18 protein-coding genes are annotated in these 17,506 nt (G+C 65.8%); 5 read left to right on the forward strand and 13 right to left on the reverse strand.

Features of this window, described 5'->3' with window-relative positions:
- Positions 1–75: 75 nt before the first annotated feature.
- The gene (locus ABE485_RS16570; RefSeq protein WP_346516354.1) at positions 76–774 is read left to right on the forward strand and encodes a histone H1-like DNA-binding protein; all 699 of its coding nucleotides are present in this window, start codon (positions 76–78) and stop codon (positions 772–774) included.
- A gap of 218 nt (positions 775–992) precedes the next feature.
- Positions 993–1,553: a YggT family protein gene (locus tag ABE485_RS16575; protein ID WP_346516356.1), complete on the forward strand. Its 561-nt coding sequence runs from the start codon at positions 993–995 to the stop codon at positions 1,551–1,553.
- Between the two features lie 31 nt (positions 1,554–1,584).
- On the opposite strand, the gene ABE485_RS16580 is transcribed toward ABE485_RS16575, so the two are convergent.
- The 13 genes from ABE485_RS16580 to ABE485_RS16640 all read right to left on the reverse strand — a co-directional run bounded on the left by ABE485_RS16580 (position 1,585) and on the right by ABE485_RS16640 (position 13,133).
- On the reverse strand, positions 1,585–3,033 hold the full coding sequence (locus ABE485_RS16580; RefSeq protein ID WP_346516357.1) for a D-alanine--poly(phosphoribitol) ligase: 1,449 nt from the start codon (positions 3,031–3,033) through the stop codon (positions 1,585–1,587).
- A gap of 16 nt (positions 3,034–3,049) precedes the next feature.
- Positions 3,050–4,177 (reverse strand): MBOAT family O-acyltransferase, encoded by a 1,128-nt coding sequence (locus tag ABE485_RS16585; protein WP_346516358.1) that lies wholly within the window; start codon positions 4,175–4,177, stop codon positions 3,050–3,052.
- Between the two features lie 7 nt (positions 4,178–4,184).
- Positions 4,185–4,358 (reverse strand): hypothetical protein, encoded by a 174-nt coding sequence (locus ABE485_RS16590; protein ID WP_346516359.1) that lies wholly within the window; start codon positions 4,356–4,358, stop codon positions 4,185–4,187.
- Positions 4,355–5,542, reverse strand: a complete 1,188-nt coding sequence (locus ABE485_RS16595; RefSeq protein WP_346516360.1) for a D-alanyl-lipoteichoic acid biosynthesis protein DltD — start codon at positions 5,540–5,542, stop codon at positions 4,355–4,357. The genes ABE485_RS16590 and ABE485_RS16595 overlap by 4 nt, the downstream gene beginning before the upstream one ends.
- Complete coding sequence (locus ABE485_RS16600) at positions 5,520–5,759, reverse strand: acyl carrier protein (RefSeq protein WP_008159625.1); 240 nt, start codon at positions 5,757–5,759, stop codon at positions 5,520–5,522. The genes ABE485_RS16595 and ABE485_RS16600 overlap by 23 nt, the downstream gene beginning before the upstream one ends.
- A gap of 390 nt (positions 5,760–6,149) precedes the next feature.
- Positions 6,150–6,653, reverse strand: a complete 504-nt coding sequence (locus ABE485_RS16605) for a glycine zipper 2TM domain-containing protein (protein ID WP_346516362.1) — start codon at positions 6,651–6,653, stop codon at positions 6,150–6,152.
- A gap of 207 nt (positions 6,654–6,860) precedes the next feature.
- Entirely contained in the window at positions 6,861–7,802 is a 942-nt protein-coding gene (locus ABE485_RS16610; protein WP_346516363.1) for a carbohydrate kinase family protein, read from the reverse strand.
- Positions 7,803–7,814: 12 nt separating this feature from the next.
- Entirely contained in the window at positions 7,815–9,104 is a 1,290-nt protein-coding gene (locus ABE485_RS16615; RefSeq protein ID WP_346516364.1) for a DUF3426 domain-containing protein, read from the reverse strand.
- 25 nt (positions 9,105–9,129) lie between these two features.
- Positions 9,130–10,062, reverse strand: coding sequence for a 50S ribosomal protein L11 methyltransferase (gene prmA, locus ABE485_RS16620; RefSeq protein ID WP_346516365.1), 933 nt, complete (start codon positions 10,060–10,062; stop codon positions 9,130–9,132).
- 109 nt (positions 10,063–10,171) lie between these two features.
- Complete coding sequence (accC, locus tag ABE485_RS16625) at positions 10,172–11,518, reverse strand: acetyl-CoA carboxylase biotin carboxylase subunit (protein WP_346516366.1); 1,347 nt, start codon at positions 11,516–11,518, stop codon at positions 10,172–10,174.
- A 9-nt stretch (positions 11,519–11,527) separates the two neighbouring features.
- Positions 11,528–11,983, reverse strand: a complete 456-nt coding sequence (accB, locus tag ABE485_RS16630) for an acetyl-CoA carboxylase biotin carboxyl carrier protein (RefSeq protein ID WP_346516367.1) — start codon at positions 11,981–11,983, stop codon at positions 11,528–11,530.
- A 92-nt stretch (positions 11,984–12,075) separates the two neighbouring features.
- Entirely contained in the window at positions 12,076–12,510 is a 435-nt protein-coding gene (gene aroQ / locus ABE485_RS16635) for a type II 3-dehydroquinate dehydratase (protein WP_346516369.1), read from the reverse strand.
- Between the two features lie 89 nt (positions 12,511–12,599).
- Complete coding sequence (locus ABE485_RS16640) at positions 12,600–13,133, reverse strand: TlpA family protein disulfide reductase (protein WP_346516370.1); 534 nt, start codon at positions 13,131–13,133, stop codon at positions 12,600–12,602.
- A gap of 97 nt (positions 13,134–13,230) precedes the next feature.
- Between ABE485_RS16640 and mpl the strand changes: the two genes are divergently transcribed.
- The 3 genes from mpl to ABE485_RS16655 all read left to right on the forward strand — a co-directional run bounded on the left by mpl (position 13,231) and on the right by ABE485_RS16655 (position 17,293).
- Positions 13,231–14,601, forward strand: a complete 1,371-nt coding sequence (gene mpl / locus ABE485_RS16645; protein WP_346516371.1) for a UDP-N-acetylmuramate:L-alanyl-gamma-D-glutamyl-meso-diaminopimelate ligase — start codon at positions 13,231–13,233, stop codon at positions 14,599–14,601.
- A gap of 103 nt (positions 14,602–14,704) precedes the next feature.
- The gene (locus tag ABE485_RS16650) at positions 14,705–15,304 is read left to right on the forward strand and encodes a YqiA/YcfP family alpha/beta fold hydrolase (RefSeq protein ID WP_346516372.1); all 600 of its coding nucleotides are present in this window, start codon (positions 14,705–14,707) and stop codon (positions 15,302–15,304) included.
- 75 nt (positions 15,305–15,379) lie between these two features.
- Complete coding sequence (locus tag ABE485_RS16655; protein ID WP_346516373.1) at positions 15,380–17,293, forward strand: ribonuclease catalytic domain-containing protein; 1,914 nt, start codon at positions 15,380–15,382, stop codon at positions 17,291–17,293.
- The last annotated feature ends 213 nt before the right edge of the window (positions 17,294–17,506 follow it).

Genomic DNA, 17,506 nt, shown 5'->3' on the forward strand with positions numbered 1-17,506 from the left:
GGGCACGATCCGCTTTGTTGGCGGGTCGGGGCACGGGTTTAAGTTCTGGGACCCCTGAACCTAAGGAGCATGACCATGGCAACAGCCAAGAAAGCCGTAAAGAAAGCAGCGGCCAAGAAGCCCGCCGCCGCCAAGAAGGCAGTAGCGAAGAAGGCCGCACCGGCCAAGAAAGCTGCCGTCAAGAAAGTCGCAGTGAAGAAAGTCGCAGCCACCAAGAAGCCGACCGTGAAGAAGGTTGCTGCCAAGAAGGCCGTCGCCAAGAAGGCCGCACCGGCCAAGAAAGCGGTAGCCAAGAAGGCCGTCGCCAAGAAGGCGGTTGCCAAGAAGGCCGTAGCCAAGAAGGTCGTCGCCAAGAAGGCGGTTGCCAAGAAGGCCGTAGCCAAGAAGGCCGTCGCCAAGAAAGCCGTAGCCAAGAAGGCTGTCGCCAAGAAGGCGGTTGCCAAGAAGGCCGTAGCCAAGAAGGCCGTCGCCAAGAAGGCGGTTGCCAAGAAGGCTGTCGCCAAGAAGGCCCCGGCCGCCAAGAAAGCGGTTGCCAAGAAGGCCGTAGCCAAGAAGGCCCCGGCTGCCAAGAAGGCGCCTGCCGCCAAGAAGGCTCCTGCTGCCGCCAAGCCGGCTGCTGCCGCCAAGAAGCCGGCCGCCGCCAAGAAGCCTGCTGCCAAGAAGGCCGCTCCGAAGAAGCCCGCAACGCCGCCCACCACGGCTGCCGCCCCGGGCGCGAAGACCGCGCTGAATCCTGCCGCGTCGTGGCCGTTCCCGACGGGTGGCCGTCCTTAATCAGGACGCGCCGAAGCGCTAGCTTCACTAGAGCCGCCTGGCCTTGGCCGGGCGGCTTTTTTGTTGCCTGGCGGCCCTACGGCCAAAGCGTCCCACGAAAGGCGCAAGCCCATCCAAATGGCTGATCCCAGCACCGGGCAGCAAGCACTAGGTCCGCGCACAATTTTTACTTCGGGGCGTGCGACAATTGACTCCTCTTTTTTGGGGTGATCGCGTCCATGCTCGGTGAAATCTTCCGCTTCCTTCTCGAAATCGTGTTCACGCTGTTCGGCGCGGCGCTGATTGCCCGCGCCTGGATGCACGCGATACGGCTGCACCCGTTCAACCCGTTGGCGCGCGCGATCTACGGCGCCACCAACTGGCTGGTGATGCCGCTGCGCAAGATCATCCCCGCCGGCAACAAGATCGACTGGACCAGCCTGGTTTCCGCCTGGCTCGCCGCCCTGGTCTACCTGGTGCTGCTGTGGCTGGTGGCGATCGGCGCGCTGATCCCCGCCGCGCTCCTGCCCGCCGCGATGGGTTCGGCCCTGATCATGACCGCGAAATGGGCGCTGAACCTGGTGGTGTGGCTGACGCTGATCCAGGCCGTGCTGTCCTGGGTCAACCCGATGGCGCCCATGATGCCGCTGCTGCAATCGCTGACCGCCCCGCTGCTCGACCCCATCCGCCGCGTGCTTCCGCGCACCTCGATCGACTTCTCGCCGCTGGTGCTGCTGATCGCCGCCCAGATCCTCCTGATGGTCCTGGCTCGCCTGAGCTACGGCATGATGGGCGTGTAAGACTCACGCCGGGCGGGCAGCGCGCCCGCCCTTACACCGGAATGGCGGTGTAGATCTCGATCAGCTTCTTGCGATCGATCTTGTGGTTGTTCGACATCGGCAACGCCGGGCAGGCGACCAGCTCCGAAGGCACCATGTACGGCGGCAGGCGTTCGGCCAGCTGCTCCTTCCAGCCTGACAGCGCATCGGCCGCCAGCAAGGACGCGTCCTCGCCCGCGCTGCCCAACCCCGTCACGAAACCGATCAGACGCACCGCCGTGCCGTCCGGACGACGCAGCACCGCGCAGGCGCTGCCCTCCACGCCCGGCAGGCCGTGCAGGGCCTCGTCGATTTCGGCCAGCTCGATGCGATAGCCGTTGAGCTTGATCTGGTCATCCATCCGGCCGCGGCAGAACAGCAGGCCACCCTCCTCCATCTGGCCCAGGTCGCCCGTGCGGAATGCGCGGCGGCCGTCGGCATAGGTGTAGAGCTTGGCCTGGTTCAGGTCCGCGCGGTTCAGATAGCCGCGCATGACGTGGTCGCCCACGATGCAGATTTCGCCCTCGTCCACCAGCAGTACGCTGTCCGGCTTGGCGTGCCCGACCGGTAGCGGATCGTGCGCCGCGAGCACGGCGTCGGTGACCTCGATCCAGGTCGTGGCGACAGTGGCCTCGGTCGGACCGTAGGTATTCAGGATGACCGCTCCGGGGAAGCGCTGGCGCAGCTTTTTGGCCAGCGCCGCCGGCAAGGGTTCGCCGCAGAAGAGGAAGGTGCGCAGCGTGGGCAGCGTGGCGGGCGAAAAATCGCGGTTGGCCAGCTGCTGGTGCGCGAACGACGGCGTGGACACCCACACCGTGATGCCGTGCCCGGCCAGCCGGGCCATCCAGGGACCGGGCGCCGCGATCTGCTCGCGCGCATTGAGCACGCAGCTGCCGCCGGACGCCAGGGTGGCGAACACCTCGTACATGGACAGGTCGAAGCTGAACGGCGCCTGGTTCATGAACACGGGCGCATCGCCCAGCCCGAAGCTGCCCAGCATCCAGTCGCCCAGCAGCCCAACGCTTTCGCGGCCGATCTGCACGCCTTTGGGATCGCCGGTGCTGCCGGACGTGAACATGACGTACGCCAGGCCGCGTTCATCCAGCATGGCGCCCTCTCCGGGCGTGAAGCGAGCCGCCGCGGCGTCGTAGACAGCTGCCGCGCGGACGATTTCCACGATGCGGCGCAGGCGCTCGGGCGGATAGATGGTATCCACCGGGACGAAAGGAGCGCCGATCAGCAGCGCGCCGACCATCGCGACAAAGAAGGACGCTTCCTTGTGGCCATAGATGGCCACCGGCACGTCGGGCGCCACGCCGTGCCTGCGGGCCTCGTCGGCCCAGGCGCCGGCCTCGGCGCGCAGTTGCGCCCAGGTCAGGCTGCGGTCGGCGGCGGCGACGGCCAGCGCATCCGGATCGCGTTCGTTGTCCACAAACTGGAAGGACTTCAAGTCAAAACGCATGCCGAAGCTCCCGGCGTCAGATGGGACTGCGGCCGCTGAAGACGTAAAGCGCCAGCGCAGCCAGGATCAGGGTAAGCACGCGCCCGAGAAAGCGCATGACGGGCCGTGCGAGCAGGGCCTGCAGGGCCGGACGCGTGCGCGCGGCGTTGATCAGCAGGTTGTGGCCCACCGAATACGCGCCGAACATCAGGCCGCTGACGATGTAGTGCAGCGACAGGCCGTTCCACACGCCCATGGCGAGCAGCGTGGCGAAAATGCCGATGTTCTGCGCCGCCATGCGGTGGCGTCCGAAGAATTTGGTCTTGCTCAATGCCTTGTAGATGGGCATGAACACCACGTCGCGCAGCCACTCCGACAGGCTGATGTGCCAACGGCGCCAGAAGTCCTGCGGATTCAGCGTGGCCAGCGGGTTGCGGAAGTTGATCGGCAGGGTGAAGCCGAACAGCATGCCGATCCCGATCGCCATGGTGGAATAACCGGCGAAGTCGAAGAACAGGTAGGCGCTATACAGCGACGCATTCAGCGCCACGCCGGTGAACGAATAGTCATGCGCATCGAGCGTCGCCAGGCCGTAGCGCCAGATGAGTTCGGCCACGCCGAACTTCTGGATGACGCCCAGCATGATGAGTTCCAGCCCCGTCAGCCAGGTGTTCAGGTTGACGCCTTCGTAGCCGCGCTTGAGGTCCGCCTGGAACGCGCGCCAGCGGTACATGGGACCGGCCAGCAGCGTCAGCGGAAAGAAGAGATAGATGAAGTAATCGAGCGGCGACACCCGCTCGTTGCGCGGCGCGAACAGCAGCACGTCGATCGCGCGGAACGTCGCGAACGACAGCCCCAGCATGGCGCCCAGGTGGGACACGCCCGTCTTGACCAGGAGCAGCGGCGTCATCGTGATGATCACCGCCAGCCAGGTGGGGATGTAGTTGCGGCGCATCGCCCACAGCGCGCCGCCCGAAATGGCCAGGAGCGCGATGGGCTGGTAGGGGCGCGCCCAGAACACCGCCATCCAGACGCCCAGGCAGAGGACGCCGATGATGTGCCGATAGCCGATCCGCAAAGGCATGCCGGACGAGCGGTACGCGACCAGGCCAAGGCCGCCGAACAGGGCGCCGCCGAAAAAGCTCAAGCTTGCAAACAATTCCATGGCGCGCTCAGAACTGCTGGTATTGGAATTCGACCTTGATCGGCCCGCCGCTGCCCGTGGTGGGCTGCGCCTGCAGCACGAACACCAGGATCACGCCCACGTAGAGGCAAAGGTGCCAGAAGAAGCGGCGCACCCATGGCGAGCCCTCGTTGCGGGCTTCGGCTTTACGAAAGAATTTCATCGGGAAAAGTACTCCGCAATGCCTTGGTCGGCCAGGGCCCAGCCGAGTTCGGCCAGGTGCATGTCGTCGCGGACCATGCCCGGCTCGAACGGGATGCTGTAGAGATCCAGGCATCCCATCTGGTAGCGCGTGCACATGCCCGTGATGGCGTCCACGACCGGGTCGAAGCGCTCGACGTCCAGGATGAGCTTGGGATTGAAAGGCTGGATGACGAAGTAGGCCTTGACCTTGCGCTTCTGCAGCAGGGCCATCACGCGCGACAGGTCGCCCAGCTCGGTGCGGGTGATCGGGTCGACGTCGGCGAACTCATTGCGGGCGGGCGAATACAGCGGCGCCAGGTATTGCTTGTAGTAGTCGTCGCGCACGTCGTAGGGATTGTTGCCGCCCAGGCCGCGCTCGACCTCGCGCGCCTCGTGGGTCAGCCGGCTCCATTGCCCGGAATTCAGGCGGGCGGACATCGGCCACGACACGAAACGGTGCGCGGGCACGGAAAGCTTGCTGCGCGGCTTGTCGGGAGCGGGTTCCTTGCGCGCGTTCCACCAGAGCGCCAGCTTGTCCTTCAGCTCAGAGACTTGGCCGTTGGCGATGAGCCACAGCAGGCCCCAGTTGGCGTTGTCGCTGATCCAGTTCTGCATCTGCTCGCGCGTGCTGGGCTGATCCCAGAGCCGGTCCCAGACAGGCCCCGTGACGTGCTCGGCGAATGCGCTGCGCGGCAGTTGCCCGCCGGATGCGAACCACGCGGGCGACACCATGATCACCAGGCGCGTGTTGGGCGTGAGCGAATCGGCCACCGACTCCAGCACGCTGACGATCCCGTAGGACTGGAACATCGCGTGGCCGTAGGCGAGCGTCGGCACCTTCAGCTCTTCCGGGAAGAAGCGGTAGGGGACGAAGCGCAGGTCATGGCTGGACAGTTCCGACGAACCCAGCACGACCAGCGTGCCGTCGCTCAGGGCGTTGCCAAGCCGGGTCAGGTTGACATGCTGGGTGCCCCAGTCCGGCCCGAGGTTGGGCAGGTAGTTGCCCTTGTCGGCCGCCACGGCCGACGGCGACGATGCCGGGTTGACGACACGGCTGAGCAGGTCGTCCGCGCCGCAATACGTGCCCACCGCCAGCGCCACCGCCGTGGCGGCCGCCGCAGCGTGGGACAGCAGGCGGGTATTACGAAGTATGGGCAGCGACATAGCCGGCAAGCACGCGGACCGACTGAAGGTGCTCAGCAATTTCGGGAGCCGGGATGCTGCAGCCGTACTCGGACTCGACCGCCAGCGTGATGTCGACGGCGGCGAGCGAATCGACCAGGCCGGTGGCAATCAGTTGCGTGTCGGGGGTGACTTTCTTCATGACGATCGACTCGACGATCTCGCCGATCTTGGTGTGGAGTTCTTGCTCGGTATGCATAGGTAGTGCAGCGTAACGATGCCGTGTCGGCATTCCATCCCCCGCCCCGGGATTCAGGACGTCGAGGATACAGAAAAAAGCTGAAACCAAACTGAAAAATTCCAGCCAACAAATCGGCGCCAAGAATTACCTGGTTACATTAAATTCGAGGTCCCGCGCCGTCGCAATCATTGCACTTCGGCCGTCGAATCGCCATGAAACTTATGGAGGAAATGGCGAGAAAACGCTGGGAAACGTAACGTTCGAGGGTAAATCCCGGGGGCCGCGTTGCTGCCGAGCGACAGATTTTTACGTCTGCTCCCGCCGTACTCCGCGACCCCTATTTCCGTCCGGCTTTCGATGGACGAAAAAAAGCCCGCTTGCGCGGGCTTTCATTGCAGCGTCGCCGAATCACATCGGCGTGACGCGCGTCGGACCCGCGCCGCTGATCACCTGGACGCGCTGGCCCACGCTGACGGGCACGTCTGCTTCCTGGGCGACCACGCGGGTTTCGCCGTTGTCCAGGCGCACCGTGATCTCCAGGCCGGAGTTCTTTTGCGCGCGGTTTTCGACCGCGTTGCCGGCCAATGCGCCGAGGATTACCCCGCCGACCGTGGCAATGGTGCGGCCCGTGCCGCCACCGATTGCATTGCCGGCCACACCGCCGAGCGCGCCGCCGGCCACCATGCCGACGCCGCTGGACTTGTCATTCTGGATGACGATCGGGCGCACCCCGGTGACCGTGCCCGTGCGAACGATCTGCTCGCGCTGGGCCTGGTCATAGCTGTATACGCCGCTGGAGGCGCTGGGATTGGCGCATCCGCCCAGTACAGCCAACGACGTCACGACGACCGCTGCCGCCATCAAGCGGCCAGTGCGCGGCGTCACCAGGGAAAAAGACTTTATATGATTCATTTGGACTCCTCGTTCGGGCACTGCCGACGGTAATTGATCATACTCCGCGCAAAAAGCCCGGCAAGCGCGCCAGCAACAGACTGAAACGCTCCGCCAGAAGCTGCAAACCCGCGGCGCGAAACAACGGGCTACAGCCCGTTGCCTCTTGCATATGCACTACCGTTTGGACCCTGCCAGGGCGCTGCGGTTCCCGAGGAGTTCCAACCCTCAGGCGGGCAGGTGAATGCCGTAAGTGGCGTGCAGGACGGCGTCGATTTCGGCGCGCGTGGGAACGTGGTTCTGCGGACCGCGCGAAGCGATCTTGATCGCGCCCATGACGTTGCCCAACCGGCAGCTGTCTTCCCAGCCCCAGCCGCTGGTCAGGCCATACAGCAGGCCGCCGCGCTGCGCATCGCCGCAACCGGTCGGATCCACCACCTGCGCGGCGCGCACGGGTTCGATCTGGATGGTCTTGCCTTCGGTCAGCAAGGTGGCGCCTTCGGCGCCGCGCGTGACCACCACGGCTTGCAGGGTGCGCGCGATGTCGGCAACGCTGCGCCCCGTGCGCTGTTCCACCACGCCCGCTTCGTAGTCGTTGACCGTCAGGGCCTGCGCCAGCTTGAGCATGCGCTCGAGGTCCGCGCCGTCAAACAGCGGCATGGCCTGGCCCAGGTCGAAGATGAAGGGAATGCCACGCTTATGCAGGCGTTCCGCGTGCGCGAACATGCCTTCCTTGGCGTCCGGGGCCACGATGCCCCAGGCCGCGTCGGCGTCGCTCAGGTCGTTTTCCGCGGCGAACGACATGGCGCCCGGGTGGAAGGCGGTGATCTGGTTGTCGTCCAGGTCGGTGGTGATGAAGCACTGCGCGGTGAAGGTATCGGGGATGACCTTGACGCGGCTGACGTCGATGCCCAGCCCGGACAGGCGCTCCATGTACTCGCCGGCGTCTTCGCCGACGGTGGCGACCGGCACGGGCTTGCCGCCCAGCAGATTCATGTTGTACGCGATGTTGCCCGAGCAGCCGCCGTATTCCTTGCGCATGCTGGGCACCAGGAACGACACGCTCAGGGATTGGATGCGGTCGGGAAGGATGTGCTCCTTGAAGCGACCGTCGAATACCGCGATGGTGTCGAACGCCATCGAACCGCAGACCAGGACAGGGGTTGCCATGCTTGTCATCCTTTACGGGAAAAACTTGTCGAGTTGGTAGCCATTGACCTGAACGCCGGTCACTTCAATGGGTACGGAAATCTTCAGCTCGCTACTCGGGCCGAAGGGGCCGCTCAATTGCTGCGGCGTGAGGTAGTTCTCGGGCATCAGCACCTTGCGCACGACGACCGTATCGGACAGATCCGTCAGGTCCAGCACCAGCGCCGGCCAATGTTGGGGCTTGTCGTAGCGGTTGTGCATCACCACGTTCAGCACCAGCCGGCTGCGGCCGTCATCGATTGCCGCGGCGCCCGTCGGCGGCTGCAGCGACGACGAGGAGACCCCGATGCGCTCCAGGCGCCGCGCATAGCCGACCGTGCACCCCAACGGCTTGCAGATCGCTTCCAGCGCCGGCCGTACGACCGGCACGGAATTGGCGATATCGGTGCGATACACATACAGCAGCTGCAGGGCCAGCGCGACCAGCCCGATCAGGCAGGCGTAGCCCCACAGTTTGCGCCAGAGGCCGTGGCGCTCCAGCCGGTCCTGGTCCAGGAATTCCGGCGGCTCGCGTCCGACGTCCGTGGCGCTGGAATAGCGCGTGCGCGTCTCCCCAATGACCGGCTCCGGCGCGCCGTCATGGTCGAATTCATCTTCGGCGTCGTATTCATCGTCGCGCTCGGCGTCGCGGACATCGTCGCGCTGACGGCCCGCGTTCCAGCCGATGGAGGGCTCGCCGGCCCTGCCGGCGACAATGGGCTCGCTGCGATAGCCAGGCGGTTGACCGACGTAGGGCGCGCGCGGCGCGTGCGCTTCGCGGCCGTAGGGGCCGTCGTCGTCGGCCCGGTCATCCGCCACGTCGTCGGCCAAATCATCGTCCGCCGGCTCGGCATCCGGTTCGGCGCGACGGCGGATGTCGTCGCGGCCGCGCAGCACGGCGGGCGGAATCGCCGCAGGCGCGAGGGGCTCGTCTTCCCAGGGCGGAATCGAGGGCGCCGCCACGACAGGCGGCGGAACCGGGACGGGCCGCGGCGCGACTGGCTCCGGTGCAGCAAACGCAGGAGGCGGGACCGGCGCGGCGGGCGCATGATGCGTCGGGGCAGCCAGGACGGGCGCGGCGACCGCCGCAGCCGATGACGGCAACGGGGCGCTGACAGGCGCGGCCGGCGCGATCGGCGCGCCCGGCGCCGGCAGCAGGCAGGCGCGGCCGTCGAACACGGTCGAGCAGGCGCCGCAGCGCACGAGGCCATTGCGGACCCGAAGCTGGTCAGGAACCACCTTGAACGTGGTGCCGCACTGCGGGCAGCGGGTGGTCAGAGCCATGATGCGGGATCCTGCGGCCGTACGTTCAGGGCTTCTGGCCGTGCAGGCAGACCCAGCCGTCGCGCGCACGCCAGACCGACATGGCGATCCAGGGCGCGTAGGCGGCCGCGACTTCCTCGGCCTGGCGTTCCAGCACGCCGGACAGCACCAGGTGGCCGCCAGCCGCGACGCGGCCGGCCAGCATCGGCGCCAGCACCTTCAGCGGGTTGGAGAGGATGTTGGCAACGACGACCTCGAACGTGCCGTCCGCCAATCCGTCGGGCAGCATGGCCTGCAGCTCGACGTGGTTGACCTCGGCGTTGAAGATCGTGCTTTGCACCGCCTGCGCGTCGATGTCGACCGCCTGGGTCGGGCCCGCGCCCAGCTTGCGCGCCGCGATGGCCAGGATGCCGGAGCCGCAGCCGTAGTCCAGCAGGGTGGCGCCGTCGGGCAGTTCGGCCTCGAGCCAGGCCAGGCACAGGTGCGTGGTCGGGTGGCTGCCCGTGCCGAAGGCCAGGCCGGGATCGAGTTCGATGTGGATGGCGCCGTCCTGCTCCGGCACGGCGGCCGGGTCCATGCCGGGCACGTCGGGATTGTCGCGGTGCCAGCTTGGCACGATCCAGAGGCGTTCGGCGATATGGATGGGCCCGAACTGCGATTGCGTGAGGCGCACCCAGTCGGCATCGGGCACGTCGCGCAGGGACCAGCCGGCGAAGACGGCCGGATCAAGCTCCCCCGCCGCGGCGGCTTCTTCCATGATCTGCGCGGGATCGGCGCCATCGGGCAGCAACGCGACAACGCGGTTGCGGTCCCAGGCCTGGACGTCGGGCTCGGTGCCGGGTTCGCCGAACAGGGGACGTTCGACATCGGTGCCGAAGTCGGCGTCTTCGACGGACACCGACAGCACGCCCGCTTCGAGCAAAGCGTCCGACAGGGCTTCGGCCTGCGCCTCCAGGCAGTGGAGCACGAGTTCACGCATGATTTTCTCTTCCATCTGGTGAACGGGCCGCGGCAAGCGCCGCGGCCCGGTCGACCGTAAAACTACAACATTGCAAAACGCAAAAGGGGCCGCGAGGCCCCAAAGTCGGTCAGGGACGCTGAGCCAACTTGTGTTCCAGATAATGGATGCTGGTGCCGCCTTCGATGAAGCGGGCATCCTGCAGCATTTCGCGGTGCAGCGGGATGTTGGTGGAAATGCCTTCCACCACCATTTCCGACAGCGCGGTGCGCATGCGGGCCAGCGCCTGGTCTCGCGTGTCGCCGTACGTGATGACCTTGGCGATCATCGAATCGTAGTTCGGCGGCACGAAATAGCCGTTGAACGCGTGCGAATCGATGCGCACGCCAGGACCGCCCGGCGTATGCCAGTTGGTGATTCGGCCCGGGCTGGGCACGAAACGGAACGGATCTTCCGCATTGATGCGGCATTCGATCGCGTGGCCCTTGAACGTGATGTCGCGCTGGCGCAGGGTGAACTTTTCGCCGGCGGCGATCAGGATCTGCTGCTGCACGAGGTCGATGCCGGTGATCAGTTCGGTGACCGGGTGTTCGACCTGGATGCGGGTGTTCATTTCAATGAAATAGAACTCGCCGTTTTCATACAGGAATTCGAACGTGCCCGCCCCGCGATAACCCATCTTGCGGCACGCGTCGGCGCAGCGGTCGCCGATGCGCTCGATCAGGCGGCGGGCGATGCCCGGCGCCGGCGCTTCCTCGATGACCTTCTGGTGACGGCGCTGCATGGAGCAGTCGCGTTCGCCCAGCCAGACGGCGTTGCGACCGCCGTCCGCCAGCACCTGGATTTCCACATGGCGCGGGTTCTCGAGGAACTTCTCCATATAGACTTCCGGATTGTTGAACGCGGCGCCCGCCTCGGAACGCGTCATGGTGACGGCGTTCAGCAGCGCGGCCTCGGTGTACACCACGCGCATGCCGCGGCCACCGCCGCCGCCCGCTGCCTTGATGATGACCGGGTAGCCGACTTCGCGCGCAATGCGAACGATTTCCTGCGGATCGTCGGGCAACGCGCCTTCGGAACCCGGCACCACCGGCACGCCGGCTTCGATCATGGCTCGCTTGGCGCTGACCTTGTCGCCCATCAGGCGGATGGTGTCCGGACGCGGGCCGATGAACACGAAGCCGCTTTTCTCGACGCGGTCGGCAAAGTCGGCATTTTCGGACAAGAAGCCGTAACCCGGGTGGATTGCCTCGGAATCGGTGACTTCAGCGGCCGAAATGATGGCCGGCATGTTCAGGTAGCTTTCACGCGACGGCGCGGGCCCGATGCACACGGATTCATCGGCAAGGCGCACGTACTTGGCTTCGCGGTCGGCCTCGGAGTGAACGACCACGGTTTTGATGCCCAGCTCGCGGCAGGCGCGCTGAATGCGCAGGGCGATTTCGCCCCGATTGGCGATCAGGATTTTTTCGAACATTTTCAGCTATCAGCCAATGACGAACAGGGGTTGACCGTACTCGACGGGCTCGCCGTTTTCGACCAGGATTTCTTTGATGACGCCGGCCTTGTCGGCTTCGATTTCATTGAGCAGCTTCATGGCTTCAATGATGCACAGCGGGTCGCCTTCCTTGACGGTCGCGCCCACGTCGATGAACGGGGCGGCGCCCGGGTTCGGCGAACGATAGAACGTGCCGACCATGGGAGCCTTCACGACGTGGCCCTGGATGACCGGCGCGGCGGGCGCGGCCGGTGCGGCGGCAGGCGCGGCCTGGGCCACGGGCGCGGCGGGCACGCCGGCTTCAGGCTGATGGTACGCCACGGGCTGCAGCGTCTGCGAGAACTTGACGATTCTCACCTTGCCTTCGCCTTCGGTGATTTCCAGCTCGGCGATGCCCGATTCAGCCACCAGGTCGATCAGGGTTTTGAGTTTTCGAAGGTCCATAGAAGCTGCTTCCCGAGATAGTGTCGGCGGCGTCCCAGCGTCGGGTCCGCGCCGTATAAGATGTATGTAAAAGCGGTGAGGTTAGTGCGAGATCAGTGCCGCACTGCGTAGCGCAGAGCCGCCTCGTATCCGTCTGCGCCCAGGCCGCAGATCAGGCCTAGCGCCAAGTCGGACAGATAAGAGTGATGCCTGAAGGGCTCTCGCTTATACAGATTTGACAAATGTACTTCAATAAATGGGATCGCGACCCCGGCCAGCGCATCGCGAATTGCGACGCTGGTGTGCGTATATGCCGCTGCGTTGATGATGATGAAGTCCGTGCCGTCTTGCCGTGCCGCCTGAATGCGGTCAACCAGCGCACCTTCATGATTGCTCTGCCACGCGGTCAGCGTGGCGCCCAGTTCGCCCGCAAGCAGCTCAAGACGCTCATTGATCTGGGGCAAGGTGAGACTGCCGTAGATATGAGGTTCTCGGGTGCCGAGCAGGTTCAGATTCGGGCCATGCAATACCAGTATGTTTTGCGCCATGCGCTTGCCAATGAGTGGATTGCCAATTGTTGGCAAAACAGCCGATAAACCAGCTTTTTACGCCAATTCCTACTATTTGTCCAACAGACTTACGCCTTCAAACCAGACAGGGTCTTATCCAGGTCATCGGGCTGCACTTCACCCAATATCTTCCGGTTAATTCCGCCATCTGCATTGAAAACAATAGTAAAAGGCAGGCCGCCACTGGGATTGCCCAGCTTGCGCAGCGTATCGATGGCACCCGCGCCGATTACCCACAAGGGGTATGAAACCTGTACTTTCTCGACAAATTTTTGCATGTTGGCCGCAGAATCAACACCGATGCCGACAAAACGGACATGCGGGTATTTTTTCTGCAAAGCGTCGAGTTCCGGCATTTCCTTCACGCACGGCGCGCACCAGGTTGCCCAGAAATTCACCACCATGGGCTGGCCTTTCCAGCCGGACAGCGAATGCGACGCGCCATTCAGGTCGGGGAGCTGCAACTGCATCAGCGCGGCGACGGGGTCGGCTGCGTCGGCAGGCGCAGCCGGGGCCTGGGGCTTGCGGCCGAGCAAGGTGAGGCCACCCGCGACAGTCGCGGCCACCGCCACGGCGGCAGAAAGGAGTAGGCGTCGATTCATGGCGCGATCATAACCGCTGCGGCCGTTTTTCGCCGCAGCGCCCGGCCGCCGGCCGCGCTTCTCTCTATATATACAATGCAGGACAGGAGATTTATCAATGCACCTGCACATACTTGGCATCTGCGGTACGTTCATGGGCGGACTTGCGCTGATCGCGCGGGCCGCCGGCCACAAGGTCACCGGTTGCGACGCGGGCGTCTACCCGCCGATGAGCACGCAGCTGGCGGAACAGGGAATCGAACTCATCGAAGGCTTCGGCGCCGATCAACTGGCGCTCAAGCCCGACCTTTACGTCATCGGCAACGTGGTCAGCCGCGGCAACCCGCTGATGGAAGCCATCCTGGAATCGGGCGCGCGCTATGTGTCCGGCCCGCAATGGCTGGGCGACAACATCCTGCCCGGCGCGCATGTGCTGGCGGTGGCCGGCACCCACGGCAAGACCACCACCAGCTCGATGCTGGCGTGGGTGCTGGAGGCCGCAGGCATGGCCCCCAATTTCCTGATCGGCGGCGTGGCGCAGGACCTGCATGTATCGGCCCGCTACGACCCGGCGCGGCGCCCCTTCGTGATCGAAGCGGACGAATACGACACGGCGTTCTTCGACAAGCGGTCCAAGTTTGTCCATTACCGGCCCCGCACGGCGATTCTGAACAACCTGGAATACGATCACGCCGACATCTTCCCGGATCTGGCGGCGATCGAAACCCAATTTCATCACCTGGTGCGTACGATCCCAGGTTCGGGACGGATCATCCGCCCGGCGCAGTCCGACGCACTGGACCGCGTGATTGCGCGAGGTTGCTGGTCGGATACCGTCACGTTCGGCCCCGATGGCCAGTGGCAGGCCACGGCGCCCGACGCGGACGGGGCCTTTGGCGTGGTGCGGGCCGGCAAGGCCGTCGGCACGGTGCGCTGGGACCTGACGGGAGAACACAACCGCATGAACGCCCTGGCGGCACTGGCTGCGGCGGAACACGTGGGCGTGCCGGTCGAACAAGGGATCGACGCCCTGACGCGATTTGCCGGCGTCAAGCGCCGCATGGAACTGCGCGGCACGGTCAAGGGCGTGAAGGTCTACGACGATTTCGCCCACCACCCCACCGCCATCGCCACCACACTGGAAGGCCTGCGCCGCCAGGTTGGCGCGTCCCGCATCCTGGCCGTGCTGGAACCGCGTTCCAACACGATGAAGCTGGGCACCATGGCCGCCCGCCTGCCGCAGGCCCTGGCGGATGCCGACCTGGTGTTCTGCTTTGGCGCCAGCGCAGGCAAGCACGCCCTGGGCTGGAATCCCGCCGAGGTGCTCGCGCCCCTGGGAGACCGCGCATCCAGCTACGATGACATAGGCGCGCTGGTCGACGCCGTCGCCAAGGCTGCCCGCCCGGGCGACCAGGTGCTGGTCATGAGCAACGGCGGCTTCGGCGGCATCCACGGCAAGCTGCTGGACGCCTTGCAGGCCGGCCGCTGATTCGCCGCCCCGTGAAGACGGTCAGTCGGGGCGCTTTCCCCGCCGGCGCGCGGCGGAGCTTTCTGCCGGCGGATCCAGGCAACGCAGACGGGAACAGCAAACAATGATTCTTTATTTACACGGTTTCCGGTCCTCGCCCGAGTCCTTCAAGGCGCGGATGATGGCCGACGCCATGGCCCAGCGGGGCCTGACGGACGACTGGTCCTGCCCCCAATTGCCCGCCAGCCCGCGCGAGGCCATGGCCCTGGCCATGGGCATTGCCCGGTCCCGGCTTGCCGGCGCGGAAAGTCCGCGGGCCCTGACCGTGATCGGCTCCTCGCTGGGCGGTTTTTACGCCACCTGGATCGCCGAACAGCTGGGCTGCAAGGCCGTGCTGCTGAATCCCGCCGTGCAGGCCGCCCGGGACCTGGCGACCCAGGTCGGCGAGCACCAGATGTATCATTCCGGCGCGCCCTTCGTTTTCCTGCCCGAGTATGTCGACGAGCTGGCCGCCATCCATGCCCCGCGCATCACGCAGCCCGACCGGTATTTCCTGGTGGCCGCGACCGGCGACGAAGTGCTGGACTGGCGTGAAATGCGCGACCGGTATGCCGGTTGCCGCCAGCGCATCGTGCAGGGCAGCGACCACGGCCTGTCCGACTTTGCGGAATGGATGCCGGAAGTGCTTGAATTCGCCCTTGGCGGCAAGCCGGCGCGCCCTTAGTAATCTATATCGAATCTCAACACCCAAATAGCAGCGCAAGGCGGCGCAAGCGCGCCGCCCAGGACGATCCCCACCATGTATGTGTTTTACGAAGACGACGGCAGCTTCAAGGCCGGCCATATCCTGTCCGAGACCGACGCCAGCCTTCAGGTGGAGTCGGAATCGGGCAAGCGCAGCAAGATCAAGCGCGCCAACACCCTGTTCAACTTCGCCGCGCCTGAACCCGCGGCCCTGATGAGCCAGGCGGCCGCCACTGCCGAGTCGCTGGACCTGCAGTTCCTGTGGGAATGCGCGCCTCAGGAAGAATTCGATTCGCCCGCCCTGGCCGCCGACTATTTCGGCCACGCCCCCTCGCCCGTCGAGCAGGCCGCTCTGCTGATGCGCCTGCACGGCGCGCCGGCGTATTTCCACCGCCGCGGCAAGGGCCGCTATCGCCCCGCCCCGCCGGACATCCTGGCCGCCGCCCTGGCCGCGCTGGAAAAGAAACAACGCCAGGCCGAGCAGCAGCAGGAATGGGTGGACGAGATGGCCGCCGGCCGCCTGCCCGAACCCATCGCCCAGGCCGCGGAGTCGCTGCTGATCCGCCCGGACAAGAACTCGCAGCAATGGAAGGCGCTGGACGCCGCCTGCGCCAAGCTGGGCAAGACCCCGGACCGCCTGCTGCTCGAACTGGGCGCGTGGCCGCACGCGCTGGCGCTGCACAAGCGCCGCTTCCTGGCGGTGAACTTCCCGCGCGGGCTGGCGTTCCCCGACCTGGAACTGCCGCCCGTCGACCGCGAACTGCCGCTGGCGGACGCCGAGATCTATTCGGTGGACGATGTCACCACCACGGAAATCGACGACGCGCTGTCCGTCGCCACCCTGCCCGACGGCCGCCTGCGCGTGGGCATCCACGTGGCCGCCCCCGGCCTGACCGTCACCCGCGACAGCGCGTTCGACAAGCTGGCCCGCGCGCGCCTGTCCACCGTCTACATGCCGGGCGACAAGATCCCGATGCAGCCGGACAGCGTCATCCAGGCGTTTTCCCTGGACGCGGGCCGCGAAGTGCCCGCGCTGTCGCTGTATGTCGTGGCCGACCCGGAAACGGGCGAAATCGTCGAATCGGAAACGCGACTGGAACGCATCGTGGTGCGCGAGAACCTGCGCCACAACATGCTGGATACCCAGGTCACCGAGGCCAGCCTTGCCGATCCGTCGGCGAACCTGCCCTACGGCCACTGGCTGCGCCCGCTGTGGAAGCTGGCGCAGGCGCTGTCGGCACAGCGCGAGAACGTGCGCGGCAAGCCGGAAAACAATTCGCGGGTGGAGTACAGCTTCTACCTGGACGGCAACCCCGACGATCCGGACACGCCCGTGCGCCTGGTGCCGCGCCAGCGCAATGCGCCGCTGGATCGGATGGTGGCCGAATACATGATCCTGGCCAACAACCTGTGGGGCGGCCTGCTCAACCAGCACGGCGTGCCGGGCATCTACCGGTCGCAGCAGGCCGGCCGCGTGCGCATGAGCACACAGGCGCTGCCGCACGAGGCCATCGGCGTGCCGCAGTACGCCTGGAGCACGTCGCCGCTGCGCCGCTATGTCGACCTGGTCAACCAGTGGCAACTGATCGCCGCGGTGGAGCACGGCGTGTCTGCGCGCCTGATCGCCCCGTTCAAGCCGCGCGACGCGGACCTGTTCGCGATCATCGGCGCGTTTGACGCGCAGTACGCGGCGTGGGCCGAGTTCCAGAGCGCAATGGAACGCTACTGGTGCCTGCGCTGGCTCAAGCAGAACGGCGTGACCCGCACGGTCGCCCACGTGCTGCGCGAAGACCTGGTGCGATTCGCGAACGCGCCCCTGGTGACGCGCGTCGGCGGCATGCCGGAGTTGGAGCGCGGGGCGGCGGTGGAGATTGATGTTCTGGGGATGGATGAGTTGTCGTTGGAGCTGGATTGCAGGTATGTGGGGGAGGTGAAGGGCGAGGCTGCTGCTGAGGGGGAGGCGGCTTAGGCTGGCTGGGTCTGGTCTTCGTGGGCTCAAGTCTTCGTAGGGCTGATCAGATCTTCGTAGGTCGCCCGGCGCCGCGGTCGCCATGGCTGCGAGCGCCCACGATTGCGGTCCGGAGCGTTCGCTCCGGACTACCCCCTCGTCATCTTCGTTGTCGCCTTCGGCGACTGCCTTCAGATTCCCTCGGGCGCATCGAGGTTGCTCGCAGCCATGGCG

Origin of the sequence: Achromobacter spanius, from assembly GCF_039673305.1 — a bacterium.
Classification (GTDB): domain Bacteria; phylum Pseudomonadota; class Gammaproteobacteria; order Burkholderiales; family Burkholderiaceae_B; genus Achromobacter; species Achromobacter spanius_F.

Coding starts and splice junctions, on each gene's coding strand:
- ABE485_RS16640 (WP_346516370.1), bottom strand. CDS start 13,133: ATGAATCGACGCCTACTCCTTTCTGCCGCCGTGGCGGTGGCCGCGACT.
- ABE485_RS16580 (WP_346516357.1), bottom strand. CDS start 3,033: ATGCGTTTTGACTTGAAGTCCTTCCAGTTTGTGGACAACGAACGCGAT.
- ABE485_RS16595 (WP_346516360.1), bottom strand. CDS start 5,542: ATGTCGCTGCCCATACTTCGTAATACCCGCCTGCTGTCCCACGCTGCG.
- ABE485_RS16600 (WP_008159625.1), bottom strand. CDS start 5,759: ATGCATACCGAGCAAGAACTCCACACCAAGATCGGCGAGATCGTCGAG.
- ABE485_RS16590 (WP_346516359.1), bottom strand. CDS start 4,358: ATGAAATTCTTTCGTAAAGCCGAAGCCCGCAACGAGGGCTCGCCATGG.
- aroQ (WP_346516369.1), bottom strand. CDS start 12,510: ATGGCGCAAAACATACTGGTATTGCATGGCCCGAATCTGAACCTGCTC.
- accC (WP_346516366.1), bottom strand. CDS start 11,518: ATGTTCGAAAAAATCCTGATCGCCAATCGGGGCGAAATCGCCCTGCGC.
- prmA (WP_346516365.1), bottom strand. CDS start 10,062: ATGCGTGAACTCGTGCTCCACTGCCTGGAGGCGCAGGCCGAAGCCCTG.
- ABE485_RS16605 (WP_346516362.1), bottom strand. CDS start 6,653: ATGAATCATATAAAGTCTTTTTCCCTGGTGACGCCGCGCACTGGCCGC.
- ABE485_RS16610 (WP_346516363.1), bottom strand. CDS start 7,802: ATGGCAACCCCTGTCCTGGTCTGCGGTTCGATGGCGTTCGACACCATC.
- ABE485_RS16615 (WP_346516364.1), bottom strand. CDS start 9,104: ATGGCTCTGACCACCCGCTGCCCGCAGTGCGGCACCACGTTCAAGGTG.
- ABE485_RS16570 (WP_346516354.1), top strand. CDS start 76: ATGGCAACAGCCAAGAAAGCCGTAAAGAAAGCAGCGGCCAAGAAGCCC.
- ABE485_RS16655 (WP_346516373.1), top strand. CDS start 15,380: ATGTATGTGTTTTACGAAGACGACGGCAGCTTCAAGGCCGGCCATATC.
- ABE485_RS16575 (WP_346516356.1), top strand. CDS start 993: ATGCTCGGTGAAATCTTCCGCTTCCTTCTCGAAATCGTGTTCACGCTG.
- ABE485_RS16585 (WP_346516358.1), bottom strand. CDS start 4,177: ATGGAATTGTTTGCAAGCTTGAGCTTTTTCGGCGGCGCCCTGTTCGGC.
- mpl (WP_346516371.1), top strand. CDS start 13,231: ATGCACCTGCACATACTTGGCATCTGCGGTACGTTCATGGGCGGACTT.
- accB (WP_346516367.1), bottom strand. CDS start 11,983: ATGGACCTTCGAAAACTCAAAACCCTGATCGACCTGGTGGCTGAATCG.
- ABE485_RS16650 (WP_346516372.1), top strand. CDS start 14,705: ATGATTCTTTATTTACACGGTTTCCGGTCCTCGCCCGAGTCCTTCAAG.